Source organism: Thiorhodococcus drewsii AZ1 (genome assembly GCF_000224065.1).
Lineage (GTDB): Bacteria > Pseudomonadota > Gammaproteobacteria > Chromatiales > Chromatiaceae > Imhoffiella > Imhoffiella drewsii.
The window spans coordinates 83466-107958 of sequence record NZ_AFWT01000017.1; the positions used below are offsets into that span (position 1 = coordinate 83466).

At 63.7% G+C, this 24493-nt stretch carries 21 protein-coding genes and 1 tRNA gene; 5 read left to right on the forward strand and 17 right to left on the reverse strand.

The genetic code is table 11. The features are described from left to right. Positions 1-26 precede the first annotated feature (26 nt). The 8 genes from THIDRDRAFT_RS12955 to mdoH all read right to left on the reverse strand — a co-directional run bounded on the left by THIDRDRAFT_RS12955 (position 27) and on the right by mdoH (position 8483). Positions 27-287: a BrnA antitoxin family protein gene (locus THIDRDRAFT_RS12955; RefSeq protein ID WP_007041306.1), complete on the reverse strand. Its 261-nt coding sequence runs from the start codon at positions 285-287 to the stop codon at positions 27-29. 434 nt (positions 288-721) lie between these two features. Further along, complete coding sequence (locus THIDRDRAFT_RS12960) at positions 722-2245, reverse strand: ABC transporter permease/substrate-binding protein (RefSeq protein WP_007041307.1); 1524 nt, start codon at positions 2243-2245, stop codon at positions 722-724. Then, on the reverse strand, positions 2242-2991 hold the full coding sequence (locus tag THIDRDRAFT_RS12965; RefSeq protein ID WP_007041308.1) for an ATP-binding cassette domain-containing protein: 750 nt from the start codon (positions 2989-2991) through the stop codon (positions 2242-2244). The genes THIDRDRAFT_RS12960 and THIDRDRAFT_RS12965 overlap by 4 nt, the downstream gene beginning before the upstream one ends. Positions 2992-3015: 24 nt before the next feature. Further along, complete coding sequence (locus tag THIDRDRAFT_RS12970) at positions 3016-3855, reverse strand: class I SAM-dependent methyltransferase (protein WP_007041309.1); 840 nt, start codon at positions 3853-3855, stop codon at positions 3016-3018. After that, entirely contained in the window at positions 3848-4936 is a 1089-nt protein-coding gene (locus tag THIDRDRAFT_RS12975; RefSeq protein WP_007041310.1) for a glycosyltransferase family 4 protein, read from the reverse strand. The genes THIDRDRAFT_RS12970 and THIDRDRAFT_RS12975 overlap by 8 nt, the downstream gene beginning before the upstream one ends. Continuing rightward, positions 4933-5343 carry a 6-pyruvoyl trahydropterin synthase family protein gene (locus THIDRDRAFT_RS12980; RefSeq protein ID WP_007041311.1) on the reverse strand — a complete coding sequence of 137 codons (411 nt, stop codon included), beginning with the start codon at positions 5341-5343 and terminating at the stop codon, positions 4933-4935. The genes THIDRDRAFT_RS12975 and THIDRDRAFT_RS12980 overlap by 4 nt, the downstream gene beginning before the upstream one ends. 120 nt (positions 5344-5463) lie before the next feature. Beyond that, positions 5464-6480 (reverse strand): zinc-dependent alcohol dehydrogenase, encoded by a 1017-nt coding sequence (locus THIDRDRAFT_RS12985; protein ID WP_007041312.1) that lies wholly within the window; start codon positions 6478-6480, stop codon positions 5464-5466. Further along, positions 6477-8483 carry a glucans biosynthesis glucosyltransferase MdoH gene (gene mdoH / locus THIDRDRAFT_RS12990; protein WP_007041313.1) on the reverse strand — a complete coding sequence of 669 codons (2007 nt, stop codon included), beginning with the start codon at positions 8481-8483 and terminating at the stop codon, positions 6477-6479. The genes THIDRDRAFT_RS12985 and mdoH overlap by 4 nt, the downstream gene beginning before the upstream one ends. A 225-nt stretch (positions 8484-8708) precedes the next feature. Here mdoH and THIDRDRAFT_RS12995 point away from each other — a divergent pair, with 225 nt between their 5' ends. The 3 genes from THIDRDRAFT_RS12995 to THIDRDRAFT_RS13005 are packed head-to-tail and all read left to right on the forward strand — an operon-like array spanning position 8709 to position 10603. After that, positions 8709-9383: a septation protein A gene (locus THIDRDRAFT_RS12995; protein WP_007041314.1), complete on the forward strand. Its 675-nt coding sequence runs from the start codon at positions 8709-8711 to the stop codon at positions 9381-9383. 1 nt (position 9384) lies between these two features. Then, positions 9385-9684: a YciI family protein gene (locus THIDRDRAFT_RS13000; protein WP_007041315.1), complete on the forward strand. Its 300-nt coding sequence runs from the start codon at positions 9385-9387 to the stop codon at positions 9682-9684. A gap of 58 nt (positions 9685-9742) precedes the next feature. Next, a complete protein-coding gene (locus THIDRDRAFT_RS13005) occupies positions 9743-10603 on the forward strand; it encodes a peptidylprolyl isomerase (RefSeq protein WP_007041316.1) in 861 nt (286 codons plus the stop codon). A 111-nt stretch (positions 10604-10714) separates the two neighbouring features. Here THIDRDRAFT_RS13005 and THIDRDRAFT_RS13010 read toward each other — a convergent pair whose 3' ends face one another. The 6 genes from THIDRDRAFT_RS13010 to THIDRDRAFT_RS23855 all read right to left on the reverse strand — a co-directional run bounded on the left by THIDRDRAFT_RS13010 (position 10715) and on the right by THIDRDRAFT_RS23855 (position 19287). Then, entirely contained in the window at positions 10715-11524 is an 810-nt protein-coding gene (locus THIDRDRAFT_RS13010) for a carbonic anhydrase (RefSeq protein WP_007041317.1), read from the reverse strand. 4 nt (positions 11525-11528) lie between these two features. After that, entirely contained in the window at positions 11529-11801 is a 273-nt protein-coding gene (locus THIDRDRAFT_RS13015; protein ID WP_050984721.1) for a hypothetical protein, read from the reverse strand. Positions 11802-11899: 98 nt separating this feature from the next. Beyond that, positions 11900-14143, reverse strand: coding sequence for an NAD-dependent DNA ligase LigA (gene ligA, locus THIDRDRAFT_RS13020; RefSeq protein ID WP_007041319.1), 2244 nt, complete (start codon positions 14141-14143; stop codon positions 11900-11902). Continuing rightward, positions 14140-14985 (reverse strand): cell division protein ZipA, encoded by an 846-nt coding sequence (zipA, locus tag THIDRDRAFT_RS13025; RefSeq protein WP_007041320.1) that lies wholly within the window; start codon positions 14983-14985, stop codon positions 14140-14142. Before zipA ends, ligA begins: the two co-directional genes overlap by 4 nt. Before the next feature lie 101 nt (positions 14986-15086). After that, complete coding sequence (gene smc, locus THIDRDRAFT_RS13030) at positions 15087-18596, reverse strand: chromosome segregation protein SMC (RefSeq protein ID WP_007041321.1); 3510 nt, start codon at positions 18594-18596, stop codon at positions 15087-15089. A 16-nt stretch (positions 18597-18612) separates the two neighbouring features. Next, the gene (locus tag THIDRDRAFT_RS23855; RefSeq protein ID WP_007041322.1) at positions 18613-19287 is read right to left on the reverse strand and encodes a transglutaminase-like cysteine peptidase; all 675 of its coding nucleotides are present in this window, start codon (positions 19285-19287) and stop codon (positions 18613-18615) included. 171 nt (positions 19288-19458) lie between these two features. Here THIDRDRAFT_RS23855 and THIDRDRAFT_RS13040 point away from each other — a divergent pair, with 171 nt between their 5' ends. Both THIDRDRAFT_RS13040 and THIDRDRAFT_RS13045 read left to right on the forward strand, forming a co-directional pair. Further along, positions 19459-21573, forward strand: a complete 2115-nt coding sequence (locus THIDRDRAFT_RS13040; RefSeq protein ID WP_007041323.1) for an HD domain-containing phosphohydrolase — start codon at positions 19459-19461, stop codon at positions 21571-21573. A 14-nt stretch (positions 21574-21587) separates the two neighbouring features. After that, a complete protein-coding gene (locus tag THIDRDRAFT_RS13045) occupies positions 21588-22370 on the forward strand; it encodes a metallophosphoesterase family protein (RefSeq protein ID WP_007041324.1) in 783 nt (260 codons plus the stop codon). Positions 22371-22423: 53 nt separating this feature from the next. Here THIDRDRAFT_RS13045 and THIDRDRAFT_RS13050 read toward each other — a convergent pair. The 3 genes from THIDRDRAFT_RS13050 to THIDRDRAFT_RS13060 all read right to left on the reverse strand — a co-directional run bounded on the left by THIDRDRAFT_RS13050 (position 22424) and on the right by THIDRDRAFT_RS13060 (position 24372). Beyond that, positions 22424-22514 (reverse strand) — tRNA-Ser (locus tag THIDRDRAFT_RS13050). 149 nt (positions 22515-22663) lie between these two features. Next, positions 22664-22882 (reverse strand): carbon storage regulator CsrA, encoded by a 219-nt coding sequence (csrA, locus tag THIDRDRAFT_RS13055; protein WP_007041325.1) that lies wholly within the window; start codon positions 22880-22882, stop codon positions 22664-22666. A gap of 260 nt (positions 22883-23142) precedes the next feature. Then, the gene (locus THIDRDRAFT_RS13060) at positions 23143-24372 is read right to left on the reverse strand and encodes an aspartate kinase (protein WP_007041326.1); all 1230 of its coding nucleotides are present in this window, start codon (positions 24370-24372) and stop codon (positions 23143-23145) included. Positions 24373-24493 lie beyond the last annotated feature (121 nt).

Here is a 24493-nt window from a genome sequence, read left to right on the forward strand (position 1 = left end):
TTTCCTGCCGAACCCCCGAATGCCGCTCAGGCGGCGTGATGCAGCTCCTCGCGCAATATCCGGCGCAACGCATCCTCGTCCAAAGGACGGCGCCCGAGAGACTCGCGGAGGGCCAGGTTGATGAGCGTCTGATAGCCGATGCCCTTCTCGTCCGAGCTTCGCCGAAACGCATCCAATACGTCATCGTCCAGCATGATCGTGATTCGAGTCTTGCCGGCGCGCAGACGGTTCAGATGGTCGATCTCCGTCGCGCGGCGCACGCCCGTCATGTCGTACTCAGGTTTCATAGGCGTGTTTCTCTCGCAACGTAGCCAGGCGTGCCGAGATGAGTCGAACGGCGTTATGAACACGAAAATTGTATACGACCGTCAGCAGGGCCTTGGCCATCCCTATCGACCGCCCGGTTGCTCTACCGCCGAAGGTCCGCGCAGCGGACCCTACGGACCGTAGTTTTGAGTAGGGTCCGCTGTGCGGACCAGTCGCCGCTGTCCGGAACGACGATCAAGGCTGTCAGCAGACTCCCCAGCCATCAGCGTCTTCGCGTACCAAAGCGCGGGGATCGAAGAGCACTGGCATCGCATCTTCGAGATCGATACCGTGCTTGCGCAGATTCGCGGCACGTTTCGCTGGGTCGTATTCCAGGCACATAGGTCGAAAGTATGCATATTGAATATGCATTATCAAGGTGCGCGCTCGACCTGAGCGACGGTCGATCCGATCCTCAATCGCCCCCTGTCCGACCCAGCCCGCGAATGCCGCGCGGCAGTGCGGTGCGCTCGGCCCGCTCGAACAGCCATTGGACCGTCACCGCCAAGACGGCGGCTGGGATCGCCCCCTCCATGATCAACCCCATGTCGTCGAGCCGGATGCCGGCCAGGATCGGCTGTCCGTAGCCGCCGGCGCCGATCAGTGCGCCGAGTGTGGCAGCGCCGACGTTGATGACGGCCGCAGTCTTGATGCCGGCCAGGATGGTCGGCAGCGCCAGGGGCAGCTCGATCAGACGCAGACGCGCGCCGGCGGGCAGACCCAGCGCCTCGGCGGACTCGATGGTGGCGGCCGGGATGCCGCGGATGCCGGCGTGGGTGTTTCGCACGATCGGCAGCAGGCTGTAGAGGAAGAGCGCCACCAGGGCCGGTCCCGCCCCGATCCCGAAGAAGGGGATCATGAGGACCAGCAGGGCCAGCGCGGGGATGGTCTGGGCGATGCCGACGAAGGCGAGGACGAGCTGTCCCAGTCGCGGCCGGTGCGCGGCGAGCAGCCCGAGCGGAACGGCGGCCAGCACGGCGGCGAGGAGCGAGACGCCGACCAGGGTGAGGTGCTCCAGCGTGCACTGGGCCAGGCGCGCCAGGAGACCCCTGGTCTCGGTCGCGTCGAGGATGCCCAGCCGCTCGCGCAGCAGCTCGCCGGCGACCTGAGACTCGGTGCGTCCCTCGATCTGGACGGCGGCGTTCATCGCGATCATGCGCCTCGCGTCGATCAGACCCAGGGCGCGTTCGAGCGCCGTGACGGCCTCCGGCACACGTTGCGCCAGATCGGCCCGGTAGAGCAGCACCGCATCGTATCGGGCGAACCAGTCGCGATCGTCGCGCAGCGGCCGCAGATGGTAATAGGCGATCTCGGCGTCCGTGGTGTAGAGGTCGGTCAGATCGGCCTCGCCGCTGGCGAGCGCGCGGTAGGCCAGTTCGTGCTCGAGACCGCGCACGTCGCGCTGCGGCAGTCCGTAGAAAGACCGCAGACCCGCCCAACCGTCGGCGCGGTCCATGAACTCGTTGCCGAAACGGAATCGGAGCTCGGGATGGTCGCGCAGATCCGAGATGCGCTCGATCCCCAGCGCTTCCGCCCGCGCCTCGGGCATGCCGAGCGCATAGTTGTTCTGGAAGCCGATCGAACCGGCGAGACGGATGCCCCGCTCGGCGAGCCGCTCGCTCAGCGTTCGCCCCTGCGCGGCCTTGTCCTCTGCCAAGACCTCATGGAGCAAGGTGCCCGTATAGTCGACATAGGCGTCGATCTCGCCGCTCTCCAGGGCATTGAAGACGATCCGGGTCCCGCCGAGCGCGCGGCGGTGGTGCACCGGGAGCCCGGTCTCGGCGACCAGGCCGCGCAGCACCTCGCCGAGGATGATCCCCTCGGTGAACTTCTTGCTGCCGATGCGGATCTCGCCGTCCGACCGACCGCAGCCCGTGAGCAGCCCCAGCACCAGGGGTGCCAGAAGCAGCCAAGGCAGAACGGACGAAACCCGCCTCATGCGCCCTCCCCCAGCGCGACCCGATGGGAACGCTGGGCGCGCACGAACCGCTCGACGAAGGGCTCGGCCGGCGCGCGGATCATCTCGTCGAGGCTGCCGCTCTGAACGATCCGGCCCGCGCGCATCAGGACGATGGTCTCGCCGAGGAAGGCGGCCTCGGCCAGATCATGGGTCACCAGCACGACAGTCTTGTCCAGGGTGGCGAAGATCTGCTTCAGCTCCTCCTGCAGCTCGTAGCGGATCATGGGATCCAGGGCACCAAGGGGTTCGTCGAGCAAGAGCACCTCCGGGTCCAGCATCAGGGCACGCATGAGTCCCACGCGCTGATTCTGACCGCCGGACAGCTCGGTGGGATAGCGCTCCAGCCCCGCTCGGGGGAAATGCGTCAGCTCCATCAGTTCGCTCAAACGCGTCTTGATGCGGTCGGAACTCCATTTGAGGAGGCGGGCCATGAGGACGACGTTTTCGCGCGCCGTCAGATGCGGAAAAAGACCGCCCTGCTGGATGACGTAGCCCATCCGTTGCCGCTGGGCACGAATCCGCGTCCGCTCCAGCATCTGCCCATCGAAGCGGACATGGCCCACATCCGGCTCGATCAGACCGATCAGGATCCGCAGCAGGGTCGACTTGCCGCAGCCGGAGGGTCCGATCAGCGCCGTCGTACTCCCGCGCGCGATACTCAGCCGAATGCCGTCGAGGGCCAGCGAGGAGCCGTAGCGCTTGGTGATCCGATCGAGTTCGAACATGGATATGGTTGAACCGCAAAGGCGCTAAGGGCGCGAAGGGAATGAGGGTTCCAAGAAGAGATCCTGGTGGCCGACACGGATCACGAGTGCGCGTGATACCAGGTCCTGCTTCCGCTGGCCATGCCATGCCTCGATGCGGTCGGTCTCTGCGGGTACCTGGCGCGCGACGGCCTCGGCCCAGCCGGCGATCAGTTGGGTCATCAGCTGCCGGTCGTCTCCGTCCAGCAGCCAATCCGAGCTGGCCTGGTGGATTCTGAACCCCTGGGCCTCGGCAAGCGCACGCAGTCTCCCTGCCGCCGTGGGGCCGAGCGCCGGACCCAGTCCCTTGTCCCGGCGCTGATCGCAATTGAATCGGTCGAGGATCCAGTCGTCCGAGGGATGCTCTGGATGGAGCCCGACACGGCCATCATAGGTCATGGCGACGAGCAGCGCGGCTCCACTGGGATGACAGTCGGCAACCAGATCCGCGAGCCAATCCTCGGACACCAGGTCCAGCAAGGCGCTGGCGGTCACCAGGGTCCGCGAGTCGATGTCCGCGAGCAGTCCGGGCGCCTGGAGTCGCTCGACGCGGGTGGTCAAACCGGCGAGCTGTGGCGAGTTTGGGGCCATCGCGACCAGTCGCCCGATCAGCTCGGGATCCTGGTCCACGCACACCCAATGCTGACGCACCGGCAGGCTCGGGCACAGATAGCGCAGATTGGAGCCGGAACCGCAGCCGAGATCGATGATCCGCAGCGGATCATGATCGGCCGCCCAGCGACGGACCTGGGACAGCACCAATGGGGATCTGGACCTGTGATCCGCCGGCTCCCGCAGGCTGAGCCAGTCCGCCGAGAAGCGTTCTTTGGTGTCAGCTTTAGACATGGATGCTCGCTGGGTCGAGTGGTGCCGGCAGCGTCCCCACATCATCCAGCACAGCAGAGAACGCCCTCACCGCCTGACTCCAAGACGGTAACGTCAGGGCGGCACGCCAGGCCGTTTCCGCAAGACGCGCGCGTTTTTCGGGGTCGGAGAGGAGACTCCGCAATGCCTGACGCAGTGCCGCGACATCGTCCACCGGGACCAGGATACCGGCTCCGTCCGGCAAGGTCTCCGCAGCGGCGCCCCCAGAGGTCAGCACCATCGGCAACCCATAGGCTACGGCCTCGGTAACGGCCATGCCATAACCCTCGAAGCGGGTCGCGAGCACCGCCAGGTCGGCGCTCTGGTAATGCTGCTCCAGGATCTGCAGGGACAGTACCCCGGTGAACCGGACCCGATCAGTCAGCCCCAACCGCTCGCACTGTTCGAGAATCCGAGCGGACCAGACAGGATCCCTGTCCAGATCACCGATACAGCTGAGTCGCCACGGCAGGTCGCGAAGCCCGGCCAAGGCCTCGAGCAGGATGTCATGGCCCTTGCGCTCGGTGATGGTCGCCACGCAGATCAGCGACAACGGATTTCCACCGATACCCTGGGTTCTGGGACTTGGATCCACGCCGGGCTCGACCACGCGCAGTCGTTCGACCGGCACGCCATAGTGCCTCAGCCTGACAGCGGTGAAACGGCTGGTGACGATGGTCCCGCGCACGGCAGCCAGTGCACGGGGCTCGCTGTCTTCGAGCTCGGCCCGCTGTGTCGGTGCAAGCCCGGTCTCGTCGGCCAAGGGGTGATGCACCAGGGCCACCAGCCGGAGCCTCCGGCATTCATCTCGTACCAGGAATGGCATGGCACCGAGCGCCAGACCGTCGATCAGCACCAGCGCCTCATCGGGGATCTCGGCCAGCATCTGACGGGCATGCTCCAGTGCTGCTCGCGAAGGCTGCGGAAAGCTCGCGTCGAGCCGCCGCTGCTCGATGCGCCAACCAGACTCAACGAGACCGGCAGCGATCCGGCGGTCGTAAACATAACCGCCGGTCGGCGTATCAGGGTCGCCGGGGATCAGGAACCAGAGCGTGCGGTTCACGTCGCCCCTGGGAGCGAACCTTCGAAGAAGGCCCAGGCACGATGCGATTCGGCCAGCTCGACACGCATGCCGTTGAGTGCCAAGGCGGTGGCACCGAGCTCACCACTGGCGATGCGCTGAGCCATGGCATCGAAGATGTGGCGGGCGAGGAATTCGGTGGTGGTGTTCTGTCCGGTCAGCTCAGGCAGCTCGTCCAGGTTGCGGTAATCGAACGCGTCCAGCACCTGGCGCAGCGCCTGGCTGGCGAGCCCAATGTCGACGACCAGGTTGGCCTCGTCCAGGGTCTCGCGCCGAAACTCCACGTCGACCACATAGGTCGCGCCGTGGAGCCGCTGGGCCGGACCGAAGACCTCACCCTGGAAACTGTGGGCGATCATGATGTGATCGCGAACGCGGATACCGTACATAGGGGGCCTCGAAGGTCGGTGGTCATAGATGCCTTTCCGGGCAGGGTGACGGCTGCCGGGGAACGCTGTGAATACATCCCTGTACGCTTGACGACAGCCTCCCCGCTGTCGACACTCCCGTCAGCCGTCACCCGACCCTCTACTGTGCCCCGGATAGCGGATACGGTGCATGAGGACGCCGGGCGGGTTTTGGGCCAGTCGAGCCTGGACCTCCGGGAGCTCGGAGAATGGGCTCTCCCCGCTGACCAAGCAGTCCAGCAGCGGATCCCGCAGGAGCCGGAGCGCCAGACCCATGCGCCGACGATGATCCCAGCGCGCACGCTGGACGTCGGCGACGCTGCCAACCTGGGATGAGATCAGACGCAGTCGGCGTTGATGAAAACCCTGCCCGAGTGCGAGCGGGACGGTTCGGGTGCCGAACCAGCTGAGCTCGATCACCCTGGATTCGAAGCCGGCGAGATCGAGCGCGGTGGACACGCCAGCAGGCGCACCGCTCGCGTGGATGACCAGATCGGCGTCCGGGCTGGCCTGGTCCGGCTCGCGGAAGACGACCCCGAGCTTGGCGGCGATCACGGCGCGCTGCGGGTCGATGTCGATCAGCTCGACCTCGCAGCCCGGAATCCGCGACGCCAGCCAGACGCAGAGACAGCCGAGCACCCCGGCACCGATCACCGCGACCCGGTCTCCGACCTTCGGGGTCGCATCCCAGAGACCGTTGACCGCCGTCTCCATGTTCGCGGCCAACACCGCGCGCTCGGGGGGCAGTCCATCCGGCAAGGGATGGACCCACTCGGCGGGCACCTGATAGAGGGTCTGGTGTGGATGGAGACAGAAGACCGACGAACCCATCAGCGTGTCTGGGCCGGCCTCGACGAGGCCGACATTGCAATAGCCGTATTTCACCGGCCCGGGAAACTCGCCAACCTGGAATGGCGCGCGCATCCGCTGGTGCTCGCTCTCCGGGACCTCTCCGCGATACACCAATGACTCGGTGCCTCGGCTGATGCCGCTATAGAGGGTCCGCACCCGGACATGGCCCTCGGGCAGTGGCGGCAACGGCTCGTCGCGCAGTTCGCCCTGGCCAGGTGCGCAGACCCAAAAGGCCGTCGTGCGTCCGTCCTCGCCCGGCATGCTCATGCAGACCGCTCGGCCGATGAGGTGGCGGTCGCGACCTCCAGGGAGCCGTCGGCCATCTCTTCGTCCTGGATGGGGACGGTATCGACCGGCTGAACCGGGTGCCTCGATCCAGCGGCGACTCGAATCGCATCCAGATCGAGCGAAGCCAGGAACCGGCTCGGACCCAGTTCCTCCGGGATGGCCCAGAGACCCGCCCGAGTGACCCAAGAGCCAACCCGAAGATCCGCGCTCCACACCGCAATCGGCACCGCGAGCAAGGCGCCGACGAAAAAGGGCGACAGGAGCGCCATCGTCACACCGCTGTGCAGCGTCAACGCCAGGGTTGCGGCGAACCCGAGCAGGGTCTGGGGCCAGAGCCGACGCCAGGCCAACGCGATGGGCACCGCATGGGTCACCCGTCGCTGAGGACCCCACACCAGCTTCTTGCCGAACACCAAGCCGCTCATGAAGACGCTGTGGGCGATCGCAAGCACCGGCGCCAACAGGGTGCTGAACAGGGCCTCACCCAGTGCGCCCCCCAGCACCCTTGAAGCGCCGCCAAATGCCTTGCGGCGCTCGGCATCGGCCAGCACGTCGATCACCGAGGCGAGCTTCGGGGCGAAGACCATCGTCAGGATGGTGAACAGCAAGGGCACGCCGTAGGCGGGATCGAACAGCGGCGTCCCGGTATCGAGGAAGGCCCGGGAGGCGGCGATGGCCATCAGGAGCACCCAGAAGGGCGAGCCGACGAACATGAGGATCGCCAGGACCAATTGAGTCCTACTCCATGGATTTAACCCCGGTGTGCCGAGCAGCCTGAGATACTGCAGATTGCCCTGGCACCAGCGCAGATCGCGGCGGATGTACTCCAGCAAAGTCGTGGGATTCTCCTCGTAGCTACCGGTCTCTTCGGGCAGCACCCGAACCTGATAGTCGGCGCGACGCATCAGCACCGCCTCGACCTGATCGTGACTCAGCACCCAGCCGGACAGCGGACCCCGACCGGGAATGATCGGCAGCCTGCAGTGCTCAACGAATGGACGAACCCGTAGCAGCGCATTGTGTCCCCAGTAGGGACCGCAATCGCCCTGCCACCAAGCGCTGCCCAGGGTGTAGGAGCGCATGCCGAAACGCATGCCGAACTGAAACACCCGAGCGAAGGCACTGCTCGACGGCAGACCGACCACCAGGCTCTGCAGGATGCCCAGTCGCGGATTGGCCTGCATGGTGCGCACCATCCGCAACAGGACGTCCGGATCCATGAGGCTGTCGGCGTCGAGCACCAGGGCCAGGTCGTAATCCTCGCCGCGCCGGGCCATGAATTCGGCGATGTTGCCCGCCTTGAAGCCCGGGTTGTCGAGACGACGGCGATAATCGACCGAAAGTGTTTGGCCCCATCGCTCGCGGAATCTCCTCATACCCTGCTCTTCGGCCGCGCTGCATTCCTCCCAGGTCGAGTCGCTCAGCAGATGCAGGTCGAAGCGGTCCGCGACGCCGCGCTCGACCAGCCCGGCGACCATGCGATCGAGGTTGCGGAACACCGTCGCCGCATCCTCGTTGCGGATGCAACTCAGGATGGCGACGCGCTGGTCCAGCGGGGCATCCTCTCCTCGATCGAGCGGAAAGACCCTGGCCACGGGATCGCGATAGAGCCGCATCAGCCCCAGCCCGATGACGGCGTTCCAGAATCCGATCGCGGTCCAGGGCAGCGTAAAGCCGAAACAGACCAGCAATACCCAATCCCAGACATCGAGACCGCCAGGGCTCAGAGTTCGAGCCATCGACAGCATCAGCAGGGACATGGTCGCCAGCACCGCACTGGCGAACAGCCAACGGCGGCGACGCAGAACCGGCTCCCCGTCACCACATGGCGGGGACGGACTCCGGGACGAAGAGATCGATGGGGTTTGGGGCGCAGCGAGCACGGCAGTATCTTCGGCGGCATCAAGGTCGGTAGCATCGAACCTGATGCTACCCGGCGCCGAATACAACCGGCGACAGAGTGCGAGACTCGACCACGCCATTGCGGCCCCAAGCCTGCGTGGCTACCGAAACGCCCTGGCGGCGTTGCCGCACAAGGATCCCTGCCACCGGCCTGGGCCTGTAACATAGCCGACGACGATAGAGCTCAGCTCGCGACTCGGGAAACTCCCTCCCCGTTCGCCTGTCTTCCCGAATCAGCGCATCCTTTACCTTGCAAACCGCGCATTTTAAGCTCGCCAACCCTATTTCGAGGATCCGGCGCCCCTATGAAACTCCTGCTCGATTTCTTTCCCATTCTGCTCTTCTTCATCGCCTACAAGCTGGCGGGCATCTACGTGGCCACCGGGGTCGCGATCAGCGCCTCCGCCGTTCAGGTCGGCTGGTCCTGGTGGCGGCACCGACGGGTCGAGAAGATGCATCTGGCGACCCTGGGTCTGCTGGTCGTCTTCGGTGGACTCACCCTCGCGCTCCGGGATCCCATTTTCGTGATGTGGAAGCCGACCCTGGTCAACTGGTTGTTCGCGGCCACCTTCCTGGGGAGCCAATTCGTCGGCGAACGTCCCCTGATCCAGCGCATGATGGGGCATGCCGTCGACATCCCGGCGCCCATCTGGACGCGTCTGAATCTGCTCTGGACCCTGTTCTTCGTCTTCCTCGGCGCCGCCAACCTCTTCGTGGTCTACATCGGCAGCGGATTCTTCGATGCCCAGCAGGCGCTGCTAGGTGCCAGCGGACAGGACAGCGTCGATCTCACCACATGCGCGGCCAGCTATAGCGGGCACCTGCTCGATCTCTGCAACGATGCGCAGGCGCGCGAGGAGACCTGGGTGAACTTCAAACTCTTCGGTATGATGGGTTTGACGATCCTCTTCGTGATCGCCCAGGCGTTCTACCTGACCCGCCACGTGAAAGAAGAACCCCAAACACTGGAGACCGATTGACGTGCTCTACGCCATCATCGCTGTCGACAATCCGGACAGCCTGAGCGCCCGCAAGGCGGCACGCCCAGCCCATCTCGAACGCCTACAGACATTGCAGAACGAGGGCAAACTGGTTCTGGCCGGGCCACACCCGGCCATCGATAGCGCGGATCCGGGCGAGGCTGGATTCACGGGTTCGCTCATCGTCGCGGAATTTTCCGACCTCGGCGTGGCCGAATCCTGGGCCGCCGCCGATCCCTATGTCGAGGCCGGCGTCTACCGGACGGTCTCGGTCAAGCCCTTCCGGCAAGTCTTTCCTTGATGCACCGGCTTTGCGCCGGAACATCCGTCTTACCATTTCCGATAAGGATGATCCCTTTATGAAATCTGCTCGTATTTCACTGGTGGCATTCGCATTGCTCGCCTCCGGAGCCTGCTACGCCGACAGCGCCAAAGATACCGACTCCCCGGACACCCTGATCGCGACCGTCAACGGCACGCCCTACACGCTCGACGTCTTCCGTCTCTTCTACATGGAGCGTCTGCAGGGTAGCCGAGGCGAAAACTCGCCGGCCTTGCAGCAGCAGGTCTTCGACGAATTCATGGGACTGATCGTCGCCTCTCAGGAGGGCGAAAAGCTCAAGCTCGAAAACGACCGCAACGTGATCGCCGCGCTTAAGCTCGAGCGCATGAAGGTCATGTCCAACGCCGCCTTGTCGAAGATGGCCGAGGAACTGGAGCCCACCGAGGAGCAACTGAAGGCCGCCTACGATCAGGTCAAGGAACAGGCCGCCCGCACCGAGTACAAGGCGCGCCACATCCTGGTGAAGGACGAGGACGAGGCCAAGAAGATCATCAAAAAGCTCGACAAGGGCGGCGATTTCGAGGAACTGGCGAAGAAGAATTCGCTCGGCCCCACCGCCAAGAACGGCGGCGAACTGGGTTGGTTCGATCCGAGCCAGATGGTCGCGCCTTTCGCCGAGGCAATCGCCGCGATGAAGCCGGGCAGCTACTCGAAGGAGCCGGTGCACACCCAGTTCGGCTGGCATGTCATCAACCTGCAGGAGACGCGCAAGGCCGAGCCCCCGACCTTCGAGGAGTCCAAGCCACGTCTGATCGCGGCGGTCAAACGTCAGATGATCGCCGAAAAGCTCGCCAAGATGCGTGACAGCGCCATGGTCGAGCTCAACGAGGACGTCGTGAAGCTCAAGCCAAATCCAGAGGCCGAGGAGGACAAGTAAGGAGAGACTCAGCGCAGAGGCCGTTTCAAACGGCCTCTCGCCGCGACTGGGGGCGGATGACCGCTCCCGTTTCCATCGACATCGGGATCCACGCCCTCCCGAACACCGCCGTCAGCGCGCCAGCCAGAAGACCTCTCGGTCGTTGAGTGGCTGCACCGGCCTCGCATTGCTCCCGACCAACTCGGCCAATCTCCGCAACTGATCCTTGGTGACGTCCAGCGGCTCGTAGAGGACGTACCAGAGAACCGGCTCCTTGCAGGGCGGCGTCGAGGCGGACCCCGTATAGCGGAAATAGCCGCGTCTGCTCGGCAGTAGGAAGAGCGGATTGATTCCAACCTGGCGATAGTGGACCCGCTCGCCCGGCTGGCTGGGCAGATGATCCAGAACGCGTGTCAGGATCCGATTCTCGCGCCCGCTCGAACGCAGCGGGACGGCCACCACCACCATCGCCCCCAGCCGATTTCGATGCACGAGCTGAATCTCGGCCTCGGGCCTCGCCCCCTTGAATCGATGCTCGCCAGGCACATGGAAGACAAACTCGTCCAGATCGTAGACATCGCCCCGCACCAGCAGGGCGCTCCCTGGCGGCGAGACCACATGAATCCCCTTGCCGCTGTTGTAGGCCTCAAGCGGTTGCGAGTGATATTGGAAGGTCAGTGGAACATAGGGCACGCGGTGAACGCGGTCGATATCGATCGGAGACTGGAGGCGTCCGGTCCGACAGGTCGAAAAGGAAGCATCCAGATCGCCCCAGTGCTCCGGCCCCTGGGATCCCGAATAGGCCCAGTCAGAAGGGGGGGACGCCGGAGCCTTCGCACCGCTCGCCTGACCCGCCCCGATCGCCGCGACCAGGGCCGTCAAGCCGAACATGAAACGGGGGCCACGTCCCGCCGCGCGCGCTTGGAGCTCGGTGGGCGACATCGGATCAATCCCCGCGCCGCTTGAGTTCAGGGAAGGGCACCAGATGCACATCCTTCGCCTCGTCGGCGAAATAGGGACGCTCGCCGCCACGGCCCTGAGCATCGGCCAGTTCCTTCTCGCGCATGGCGATCATGCCGAGACACTCGCGGACCTGCTGAATCGTTCCGTCCGACAGCGGATGTCGCATCCCAGGCGGCGGCGTCACGTCCCTGACGATGGCCGACAGGGTCTTGCGCATGGCGATCAGGATCTCTTGCTCTTTGGTCAGCTCGCTCATCATGGTCCCCTCGGATTGCTGGCGGAAAAACCGCCGATGGCCTGAACGCAAAGACGCGCGGTGCGTCTGGAGTCTTGAAGCAGCCTTCCCGGATCGGATCAGTCGATGAGCGCGGCGAGCCCTGCCTCGTCCAGCACCTCGACACCCAGAGAGCGGGCCTTGTCCAACTTGGAACCGGCCTCCTCGCCCGCAAGCAGGTAGTCGGTCTGTTTCGAGACGCTGCCCGTCACCTTGGCGCCGAGTTCCTGTAGCCGCGCCTTGATCTCGTCACGTGGACGACTCAGGGTTCCGGTGATGACGATGGTCTTTCCGGCCAGTGGCTGGGCGATCGGCTCGGACGGTGGCTCGCTGGTCGAGGGCCAGTGGATTCCAGCCTCAAGCAGATGCTCGATCGCCTCGCGATTGTGATCCTGGGCGAAGAATCCGGCAATATGGGCCGCGACCACCGGCCCCACGCCGTCCACCAGACGACGGCTGTTGAGATAGAGATCCTCGGGCTCGGCCGCCCGCAACCCGGCCAGATCGCCGAAGCGCTCGGCCAGTGCCTCCGCCCGCCCGCGCGTCAGGCCGCGAACGCCGAGCCCGGCGAGCCATTCGGCCAGATCGTCCGAGGCTTCGAGGTCCGGATACTCGGCCAGATAGGCATGGAGCGCCTTGGCCGTCTCGGGACCGACACCCTTGACGCCACGGATCTGGACGAAATCCTCCACGCGCGCCTGCATCAGTGACTCGATACCGTCGAAACGACCGGCCAACGCCTGGGCCGTCGACACGCCGACCTCGCGGATACCGAGCGCGTGGATGAAGCGGGCGAAACTGGTCTCCTTGCTGTGCTCGAGCGCGGCCAGCAGATTTGCGGCCGACTTCTCGCCCATACGCTCCAGATGCACGAGGCGATCCTGGGTCAGATGATAGAGATCCGCCGGCTCGCGGATCCAATCGAGATCGACCAGTTGTTCGATCAGCTTGTCGCCCAGCCCCTCGATATCCATGGCGCGACGAGAGGCGAAATGCTTGAGCGATTCCTTGCGCTGCGCCTGACAGAAGAGACCGCCCGTGCAGCGTGCGACGGCCTCGCCCTCGGGTCGGATCACGTCCGACCCGCACACGGGACACTGGCTCGGCAGCTCGACCTCGCGGACATCCGCCGGACGTCGTTCGACGACGACCCGAACCACCTCGGGAATCACATCTCCGGCGCGTCGCACGATGACGGTATCGCCGATCCGCACGTCCTTGCGTGCCACCTCGTCCATGTTGTGCAGGGTTGCGTTCGAGACCGTCACCCCGCCGACCTGAACCGGACGCAGGCGCGCAACCGGAGTCACGGCACCGGTCCTTCCGACCTGGAATTCAACGGACTCGACCCGGGTCATCTCCTCCTGGGCAGGAAACTTGCGGGCAATGGCCCAGCGGGGATGGTGATTGGTGGCACCGAGCCGGGTCTGATCGGCCAATGAATCCAGCTTGAAAACGACTCCATCGATATCGAAGTCGAGCCGATCGCGACGACGGCTCAGATCCTCGAAATAGTCCCGGCAGCCATCCAGTCCGGAGACCAGACGCAGCTCGCGCGAAATGGGAATCCCCCAGCCGGCCAGACGCCGGAGCATCTCGGACTGACGCGCGTCGGCCGGTACCGAGAGCTCGCCCCATCCGTAACAGCAGAAGGTCAACGGACGCCTGGCGGTCACGCGCGGATCGAGCTGGCGCAGGCTGCCGGCGGCGGCGTTGCGGGGGTTGGCGAAGGGACGCTCGCCGCGTTCCAGGATCTCCTCGTTCAGACGCGCGAAGCCGGCGCGGGTCATGTAGACCTCGCCGCGCACCTCCAGGATCTCGGGGCGATCCTCGCCAATCAGCGACAGAGGAATACTGGGGATGGTGCGAGCCGTATGGGTAACATCCTCCCCCCGGGTCCCGTCACCGCGCGTAGCAGCCAGGACCAGAACGCCCCGCTCGTAACGCAGACTGATGGCGAGACCGTCGAGCTTTGGCTCGGCGACATAGAGTGGCGCGTCGCCACCGCTCAACCCACTCAAGACACGGCGATGAAAATCCGCCAGCTCCTCGTCGCTCATGGCATTGTCGAGCGAAATCATCGGAATGGCGTGACGGACCTCGCGGAACTCCGGGCGCGGCGCCGCTCCAACCCTTTGGGTCGGCGAATCGGACGTCACCAAATCCGGATGCGCGGACTCCAGTCCCTTGAGTTCGCGGACCAGTCGGTCGTACTCGGCGTCCGGAACCTCCGGGTCGTCGAGGACGTAGTAGCGATGATTGTGATAGAGGATCCGCGCGCGCAGCGATTCGGCGCGCAAACGCTCCTCCGCAGACACGGTCACCGTAACGCGACCTTAGACCAGCGCACCTCGTTGGCGAGCACCGCCTGGCGCATCTCTTCTTCCTTGCTGACCGTCAGCGGACGTCGGCTGTTGTCGAGCACGTCGCCATTGAGCGCGAGCGCCAACTTGCGCGCGGTGGCAATCATTTCGTCGAGGATGGTCATGTCTTCCGGATTCCCTTCGAGCTGAGCGAAGAGCATCAGCCCAGGCGTCGAGAATGACTCCATCTCATCGAAGGGGAAGGTGCCCGGTTTCACCATATTGGCCATGCTGAAATAGATACGGGTCTGATCGTCAAACTCGTCGAGACAATGGAAGATGTCCATGTCGCCGGGATAGAGACCGCAACGCTCGGCCACTTCGAGCATTTCCGTTCCCTTGAAGGGATAGCGTCGCGCGCTGACGCTCAATTGGATCAGTAGGGGCTCCAGCGTCTCGCCCTGGTCCTCGTCCTCGGGCGTGTCGACCGATTCCGAATCGGATTCCGACGTGGATGCAACCTGTCGGGCCGGTCCGTCGCGCTCAGGCTCATCGCGGTCCTCCTCGAACATGGTCGAATCCGAGTCCTTGGCGGAACGCGGCGTCAGATAGGACCAATCGCTGTCCGGCGAGTCGTCATCCTCGTCGTCGTAGACCCCGATCTTGGGATCCCGCTTACCCGCCTTGCCCGAACGCACACCATATGGCGCATCCCCGGCGTCGCTGGCCGCAACCCCCATCTCTTCTTCGTATTCGTCACCTTCCTGCTCCCGCTTCTCACGATGACGCTCCCACAGATAGAGCAGCAGGATCAGCACGGCTCCGACGACGATTAGGATCAAGCGAATAGTACTGGCGTCCATTACTAATTCTGGTTGCTAGATTGGGTTTAGAAAGGGTCGGACGAGTATATCAACGCTCGCCATGGCTGTATTGTCCCGAGACGGGACTCGGCGAACGCGTCTCAGGACGACGCCGCCAGACGCACCGCCTCGTCCACATCGACCGCCACCAGACGCGACACGCCCGGCTCGTGCATGGTCACGCCGATCAGATGATCGGCAATCTCCATGGTCACCTTGTTGTGACTGATGAAAATGAACTGAACACGATCCGACATAGAACGCACCATCTCGCAGAAACGACCGACGTTGGCATCATCCAGCGGTGCGTCGACCTCGTCCAGCATGCAGAAGGGTGCCGGATTGAGTTCGAAGATGGCAAACACCAACGCCACCGCCGTCAGCGCCTTCTCGCCACCGGACAGCAGATGGATGCTCGAATTGCGTTTGCCGGGCGGGCGCGCCATGACGGTCACGCCGGTCTCCAGCAGATCCTCGCCGGTGAGATCCATATAGGCATGACCGCCGCCGAAGAGACGCGGAAAGAGCTGCTGGAACCCCTGATTGACCTGATCGTAGGTCTCCTTGAACCGATTGCGGGTCTCGCGATCGATCTTGCGGATGGCCTGTTCCAGGGTATCTAGCGAACGCGCGATGTCGTCATGCTGCGCATCCAGATAGACCTTGCGCTGCGACTGCTCCTTGAACTCGTCGATCGCCGCCAGGTTGATCGCACCCAGACGCTGGATCCGCGCCCCAACCCGGCTCAGCTCTTCCTGCCAAGCCGACTCGGTCGCGCTCGGATCGAGCGACTGCAGCACCGAGGCGGGTACTGTGTTTGACTCGGCCAGCTGCTCCTCCAGGGTCCGCCGACGCACCAATCGCTCCTGACGCTCCAACCGCAAGCCGTCCAATCCGCTCCGGTCCGCCTGCACCTGCTGCTCGGTACGCTGACGCTCCTGCTCCAGACCACGCACCTCGGCGTCCAACGCCTCGCGACGGTTGCGCGCCTCGCTCAAGGACGCCTCGACCTCGACACGCAGCGCGAGCTGTTCGTCGAGACGCTCCCGCTGCTCCGCCAACGGCTCCACGCCCTCCTCCAGCGCCATCACCAGCGTTTCGCGCCGCTCATGGAGCTGGATCTGCTGCTCGCGGGCCCGCTCCAGGCTCTCGCAGGTCGCCAAACGGGCCGCGCGGTTGGACTCGACCTTGACCAGAAGCCCCTGAGCACGGTCGCGACTGACGCGCTCGCGCTCGCGCGCCTCGCCGACCCCGAGACGCAAACGCTCGCGCTCGGCCGACATGGACTCGCGCCGTTCGGCCAGGGCATCGACCTCGGCGAGCAGGTCGTGCAGACGCTCGCGCGCCTCTTCCATCTCGGCGATCGACTCCGCCTCCTGCGCCCGCAGTTCCTCGCGCTCCAGTTCGAGCGCGCGCTGGCGCTCAAGCAGATGCTCGCGCCGGGTCTGAATGTTGCTGATCTCGGAGCGGACGACCGAGCGCTCGCGCTCGCCCGCCGTCAGGTCGCGTCCGACGGCATCGAGGACCTGATCCAGCTCCAGGCGCTCGGCACGCCGTCCCTGCTCCTCGTCCAAGAGCGCAGACTCGCGCTCCCGTAGCGACTCGATCTCGACACGCAGCGCCTTGATGGCCTCGGCGCGCTCCAGCACGCCACCAGTCGGCACCGATGCCGGTGTCGCCAACCAGTTCATGCCGACCTGGACGCCCTCGCGCGTAATCCAGCGCTCTCCGGGACCCAGGGCCGAGCGACCGACCAGGGCCTCGGCCAGCGACTCGGCGACACGCGCACCTTGCAGCAGATTGGCAAGCGGCCAGGCGGAGCCCGCCCGCGCGGCCAGGGCATCGGAACCGACAGCATCGCCCGAGCCAGACCCCGCAACACCCGTATCGAACAGCATCAGGCCCGGAACCAGATCCTCCGGGGATCCGACATGGGACTCAAGCCCCGTGGTACCGACAGCGCGCAGGGCGTCACCAAGCAGGGTCTCGACCGCGCGCTCCCAGCCGGATTCGACCTCCAGCTGATCGACCAGACGCGGCGCATCGGCCAGCCCACGACGCTCCAGCCAGGCCGCGCAATCGCCCTCGGGATCGGCGAGCGCCGCGTCCTGAAGCGCCGTCTGGGAGGCGAGCCGACCCTTGGATTCCTGAAGCTCGGTGCGCAGTCCGTCAAGCTCGTCGGTCAGGCCGCGCAGACGTTCGTCGAGTTCCGCAAGCTCGGCGCCATGACGCTGGCGATCGTCCGACAGGGACTCGATCCGTTCGGTCAGCCCAGACTCGCGTTCGGTCAGATCCTCGATACGCTCGGTCAAGGGCACGATATCGAGACGCGCAAGCTCCTCCTCGACACGACGCACACGCTCATGATCGCGCCCGATGGATTGCTCCAGCGCGTTGATCCGCGCCCGCTCCACCTGCGCCTGCTCGGCGGGCTTGGCGGCGGCCTGATTGAATCCGTCCCACTCGGCCTCCCAGCCCTTGAGCCGGTCCTCCAGTGTCATGAGCTCACCGGCCGCCTCGCCCAGCTCGGACTGGGCCGTGTTCAGCTCGGGTTCATGCTGAGTCAGTTCCGCATCGATCTCGGACAAACGACGCTGATCGCGCTCCAAATGCCGATCGGCCTCGTAGAGTTCCTGTTCCAGGCGGACCAGCTCCGCCTCGCGACGGCCACGCTCCTCGTTGGCGAACTGGATCGCCTGCTCGACGCGAGCGATCTCGGTCCCAACCGCATAGAAGCGCGCCTGGACCTCGTTGAAAACCTCGGACGCCGTCGTGTGATCGGCGCGGCGCGCCTCGATATCGGCCTCCAGGCGGCGCTGATGGGTCAATCCGGCCTCGGTCGCCATCTCGGCCTCGCCGAGCCGGCGATCCATGGTCTGGATCTCGCCATCCAGGATGCGCCAGCGCAACGCCTTGAGTTCCTGTTCCAGACGCCGCTCGTCCGCCTTGAGCTGGGTGTATTTCTCGGCGGTCGCCGCCTGACGCTCCAGGTGCTGGAGCTGCTTGCCAACCTCTTCGCGCAGATCGTTCAGACGATCGAGGTTCTCGCGCGTATGGCGCATCCGGGTCTCGGTCTCGCGACGGCGCTCCTTATATTTGGAGATACCGGCCGCCTCCTCCAGGAAGAGACGCAGATCCTCGGGACGGGCCTCGATGATGCGCGAGATCATCCCCTGCTCGATGATGGCATAGGAGCGCGGCCCCAGACCGGTACCGAGGAAGAGATCCTGGATGTCGCGCCGACGGCAGCGTGCGCCGTTGAGGAAATAGGCCGACTGGCCGTCGCGCGTCACCTGGCGCTTGACCGAGATCTGATTGAAGGCCGCGTACTCGCCCCCGGCGGAGCCATCGCTGTTGTCGAAGACCATCTCGATGCTGGCCACACCGACCGGCTTGCGTCCGGTGCTGCCGTTGAAGATGACGTCGGCCATGGACTCGCCGCGCAGCATCTTGGCCGAGCTCTCGCCCATGACCCAGCGCACCGCGTCGATGACGTTCGATTTGCCGCAGCCATTGGGGCCGACCACCCCCATCAGGTTGCTCGGAAATGACACCGAGGTCGGGTCCACGAAAGACTTGAAGCCGGCCAGCTTGATCTTTTCAAGCCTCATGAGTTAAGGAGCCACATTACTTGAACAGCCACCAGACCTTCTCGTTAGCGGAAAAAACGGGCTTATAGTGACGAACCGCGCTCGCCTTCGTAACCCTTTTGATCTGATTGTCGAGCAGCAGCGCCCGCCCCCCGACCTCGGCCAATAGGACGGCGTGTCCGACATTCAGGTTGAGGTCCATCACGGCCACCAGATTCAGCTCATCGTTATCGAAACCCAGCGCGCGCAGACTCATGAACTTGACGATCGCATAGTCCTCGCAGTCCCCGCTCTTGTCGAAGAACTCACCGGGCGTCGCCCAATAGTCGTCCACGCCCCAATTGACGGGATCCGTGATATAGCGCCAGCTGTTGGCGAATCGATTGACCTCCTCGACCTGGGTCAAGCGATCGCGCCCCTTGAGTCGGTCGATCAGCGCCTTCCACTCGGTATAGGGGCAATTCCCGCGACCTCGGGACCGGCAATTCACGTCTTTTCGCTCTTCCTCCCGATAGCGTTTCAGCAGGGTGTTCCACTTGGGAATGGGGCGCAGATCGGTGAATTTCTTTCCGGTACGCCCGAACACATGACCGGTCGCCAAACCCGAATCCGCGCGCACCGAGCACATCGGTCCGAGCGCAAACAACATCAGGGAAAGGAACAGACAGAGCAGACGATGGGACCAGGGGCCGGGGTACGAGTGAATCGCCATTGCGGTGGATTGGACGCTCGGCTCATGCTAGAAACAATGGCATGATTCGCTCATGGGAAAGGTCGGCTGACATCTCTGGCAGGACGGTGTCGCCATGATAGCGCCAAACCAGGGCCGAACGGCAATTCGGGATGACGCGCACGCCCCAGTCGCTATCCAGGAGTTGGAACAGTGAAGAAACAGATCTATGCCGTCGCAACCCTCATCGCGACCATGCTCGTCGCATTCTACGGCATCCTGCTGCTCGACTCCTCCGAGCGCGATCGCGACATCCAAAACCTCCAATCGCAGATGAGCCTCGTCGTCGACAGCCGGGCCGAAGCCCTCAACGACTGGCTTCAGGCCCAGTACGCGGTACTCGGGGCACTGGCCGACAATGCATCCCTTCAACTTTATGTGACCGTAATCGGCATGAGCGGCGCGAACCAGCCGCTGGAGGAGGATCCGGCCGAGCGCGATTATCTGCGCAACCTGTTGAACGCCAAGGCCGAGCAATTCGGTTTCCTCCCGGAGCGCATCGCCGCCAAGCTCCCGGCCAACACCAGACCGCTGGACACGGCCGGACTCGCCCTGCTGGACCCGACGGGAGGTGTCATCGCCTCATCCGACGGTATGCCGCCGATCGAAGGCCGCCTCAAGACCTTTCTGGACGATACGCCCCTGACCGAGCACGGCCTGCTGGATCTCTTCCCAGGCCGAGGGACGCATCCGACACTCGGCTTTCTCGCACCCGTCTTCGGAGAAACCGAGGAAGGAAAGACCCAGGTCATCGCCCGCGTCCTCGGACTCCGTCAGGTAGACGAGCGCTTCTTCGGCGCGATGAAGCAACCGGGTCTAACCGCCAAAACGGCCGAATCCTATCTGATACGACGCGACGGCAATCGCATCCAGTATCTGACGCCGCTGCACGACGGCAGCGAGCCGCTGTCGAAGACCCTGGCCATCAACTCCGAGCGACTGGTGGATGTCGCCGCCTTGAGCGAACCGGGTCGCTTCCACGAGGGACTGGACTATGCGGCCAACGCCTGCTTCGCCGTGAGCCGCCAGATCCTCGACACGCCCTGGACGCTGGTACACAAGATCGATCGCAGCGAGGCATTGGCCCAGAGCGATGCTGACCGAACCACACTGTTCAGCGTCCTGAGCCTCGTCTTGGTACTGTTCGGCGCGGGACTGATCGTCGCCTGGCGCTACTCCACCTCCCTGCGTGCCGAGGAGGCAACCCGCGAGGCCGAACGCTTGGCGCAACGCTACAAGGAGTCCTCCGAGCGCTTCGAGTCCATTTCACGCTTCCTCGATATCGTGACGGACGCCCAGCCCCATGCCATCTTCGTAACCACCAGTGACAATACGCTGTCCTTCGGCAACGAGCGCATCGCCGAGATCAGCGAGATTCCGAAACGGGAGCTTGAGGGCCGCAGCCTGATTGGACTGCTGGGACAGGAGCGAGGCAGCGCCTATAACGCCATCAACCAGCAGGTACTGGCGACGGGGCGTCCAATCCGCGAAACCTCCCGCTTCGCGGATCAAAATGGCCAAGAGCAGGTCTGGCGCTCCTTCCACTGTCTGCTGGAGACACAGGATGGCGCACAGCCACGGGTACTGACCACGATCGAGGACCTGACCGATCTCATGCGCGAACGGGCACGCAGGGAACGCAACACCCGACAACTGATCGAAACGCTGGTGGGACTGGTCGACGAGCGAGATCCGGACTCGGCCCATCAGTCACGCTACGCCGCTCAGGTCGCGCGCAAAATCGCAGAGGAAATGGGACTCGAACGCCCCCTGATCGAAACCGCCGACCAGGCGGCACGACTCGCCAATATCGGCAAGGTCCGTATCCCGCGCGCACTGCTCACCAAGGACGAATCGCTCAGCGAAGACGAACTGCGCATCGTCAGACAGTCGCTGGACGAGGGTCCAAATCTGCTGAAGGAGATCGAGTTCGACGGACCGGTGGTCGAGACGCTGCGCCAGATCAACGAGCGAATCGATGGAGCGGGCAGACCCCACGGACTGAAAGAGGACGCGATCCTACCGACGGCGCAGGCAGTGGCCGTCGCGAACTGCTTCGTCGCGCTCCTGAGCCCACGCGCCTTTCGCGACCCCAAGTCGTTCGATGAGGCGGAAGCCATCCTGATGCAGGATATTGACCGTCGTTTCGACCGACGCGCCGTCTTCAGCCTGCTCAACTACCTCAACAACAAGGGCGGCAAAGAGACCTGGGCCGAGATGACACGACTTCATGGAACCCCAAGGCCATCGAGCTCGCGCGACACCTGATTCGACGAATCGACATGCTAGGATTTTTCAGAAAACGCAGAGACCCAACCCCACCTACGATCCCACCGAGCACGCCGCCGGGGACACGCATCTACGCCGTCGGCGATATCCATGGACGCTACGATCTGCTGCTCGCCCTGCAGGAAAAGATCCTGGCGGATGCCACTGAACAGGCGAACGTGCATAAGATCGCGATCTATCTGGGAGACTATATCGATCGCGGACCGGACAGCCGCAAGGTCGTGGAACACCTGCACTCGAACCCCTTGCCCGACTTCACGTCCATCCACCTGATGGGCAACCACGAGCAATCGATGCTCCGCTTCATCCGCACTCCCGAGCATCACGCCAACTGGCTGCAATTCGGCGGATTGGCGACCCTGACATCCTACGGCGTCGGCTCAAGCGCGCTCGGGTCGGATACAGAGCTGATCCAGATGGCAAGAGAACTGGAGATGCAGATCCCCGAGCCTGAGCGCGTCTTTCTGGAACGACTGGAGACCTATCGCGTATTCGGGGACTACCTTTTCGTCCACGCGGGGATTCGCCCGGGACGCCCGTTGGAATCTCAGGAGGTAGAGGATCTCTTTTGGATCCGAGAAGATTTCCTGCGCCACACCAAGCCGTACAGCCACGTTGTCGTACATGGCCATCACGTCACCGAGGAACCGGTCGTCAGGGACAACCGCATCGGCATCGACACAGGTGCATTCGCCACTGGATGCCTAACCTGTCTCGTGCTGGATGGGGAAGCGCGTCGCTTCATCGATACCCGAGAGCCAGAGACAATCGACTGACGACATACAAAAGAAAAAGCCCGTTGGATTCAATATCCAACGGGCTTTCAATATGGCGGAGAGAGAGGGATTCGAACCCTCGATAGGGTATTAACCTATACTCCCTTAGCAGGGGAGCGCCTTCAGCCACTCGGCCATCTCTCCAAAACATGCATCGTTTATGATCGCGTTACCAGTTAAGAACTGATAGATACTTAGCTGGTTGGCATTTAGACGACGTCTAGAATACCAGATAACGCGATCACTTTCGATCAAGGCTGGCCACTATATCAGGTTCAGCCCTGCGTTTCTAGTCAGTCAAGCTGACCGGCGTGACTTTCGACACTAGCGCCTTCGCCAGCCTCAGCCTGCTCCCTTTTGATCCGCTCGTAAATCTCTTCACGGTGAACGGCCACATCACGGGGCGCATTGACGCCGATCCGCACTTGATTGCCTTTGACGCCCAGAACGGTCACGGTCACTTCGTCACCGACCATCAGCGTTTCGCCAACCCGGCGAGTCAATATCAACATTTTATTTCTCCCTACGTTCCCTTATCCGCAACGATGATTCCCCGCCCCGGCTTTCCGACCTCTTCGGTACCGCTCGGAGGGTTAAACCACCCCCAGACCAAGAATGAGAGAATACTCACCTTGGAATTCTATCAGCAGCTGCCATGAGATCGCCATAGCAGCTGCAGCTTGACAGTCTCAGTTAGTTTGGCCGACAGCAACGAATGCAAGAAGGCTGACATCCGTTCCGACCAGTGGCTGCACCATGTTTGTGACCAGCATCACGCGGCGCTCGCCTGATCCAGCCCGAATGCCTCGTGCAGCGTGCGCACACCGAGTTCCAGATACTTTTCATCGACCACGACCGAAATCTTGATCTCGGACGTCGAAATCATACGAATATTAATGCCTTCCTGGGCCAGCGCCGAGAACATGCGGCTCGCGATACCCGCGTGGCTGCGCATACCGACCCCGACCAGCGAAATCTTGACGATTTGGAGATCGCCCAGTACCTGACGTGCACCCAGCTGCTTGGCCGACGCCTCCAAGATCTCCATCGCGCGCGCATAGTCGTTGCGGTGGACGGTGAAGGTGAAATCCGTCAGCGCCTCCTGCGCGGCGATGTTCTGGATAATCATGTCCACTTCGATATTGGCAGCGGCGATCGGCCCCAAAATCTGGTGCGCCACGCCCGGCTGATCCGGCACGCCAAGCACGGTCAACTTGGCTTCGTCGCGGCTGAACGCGATTCCAGCAATCTTGGCGTTTTCCACGGCATCTTCCTCGAAGGTAATCAATGTGCCCTCTCCCTCGCCGAAGCTGGAGAGAACGCGCAAAGGGACTTTGTACTTTCCGGCGAACTCGACCGAGCGGATCTGCAACACCTTCGATCCCAGGCTTGCCATTTCGAGCATTTCCTCGAAGGTGATCCGTTCGAGCTTGCGCGCCTTGGGCTCGACCCGAGGGTCGGTCGTGTAGACGCCATCCACATCGGTGTAGATCTGGCACTCATCGGCCTTGAGCGCTGCGGCAATCGCGACCGCCGAGGTATCGGATCCACCACGACCCAAGGTCGTGATGTCGCCAAGCTCGTCGATACCCTGAAAACCGGCGACCACGACCACATGCCCGGCGTCCAAATCCGCCTTGACCCGTGCTGCATCGATATCACGAATGCGCGCTTTGTTATGTGCGCTATCCGTCAATATGTGTACTTGAGCACCTGTATAGGAACGCGCCGGACAGCCCTGAGCGGACAGTGCCATGCTCAGGAGCGCGATGGTGACCTGTTCACCGGTCGACATGAGCACGTCGAGCTCGCGTGGCTCGGGGCGCTCCTGAATCTGTCGTGCGAGTCCGATCAGACGATCGGTTTCGCCGGACATGGCGGACAGCACCACCACGACCTGATTCCCCTGATCGCGCCAGCGCTTGACGCGCTCGGCCACGGCCAGGATCCGCTCGGCGCTGCCGACGGAGGTTCCGCCGTATTTCTGGACGATCAGCGCCATCGACCGCCCCTACCCTGCAGGTCGCCTTGCATCTTTCTCAAATACCCAGACGGAAATGCGCACAAGAAGTGCACCATTGAAGAAAGGCGAGCGGGCGAGGGCCCACTCGATTCATTAGATT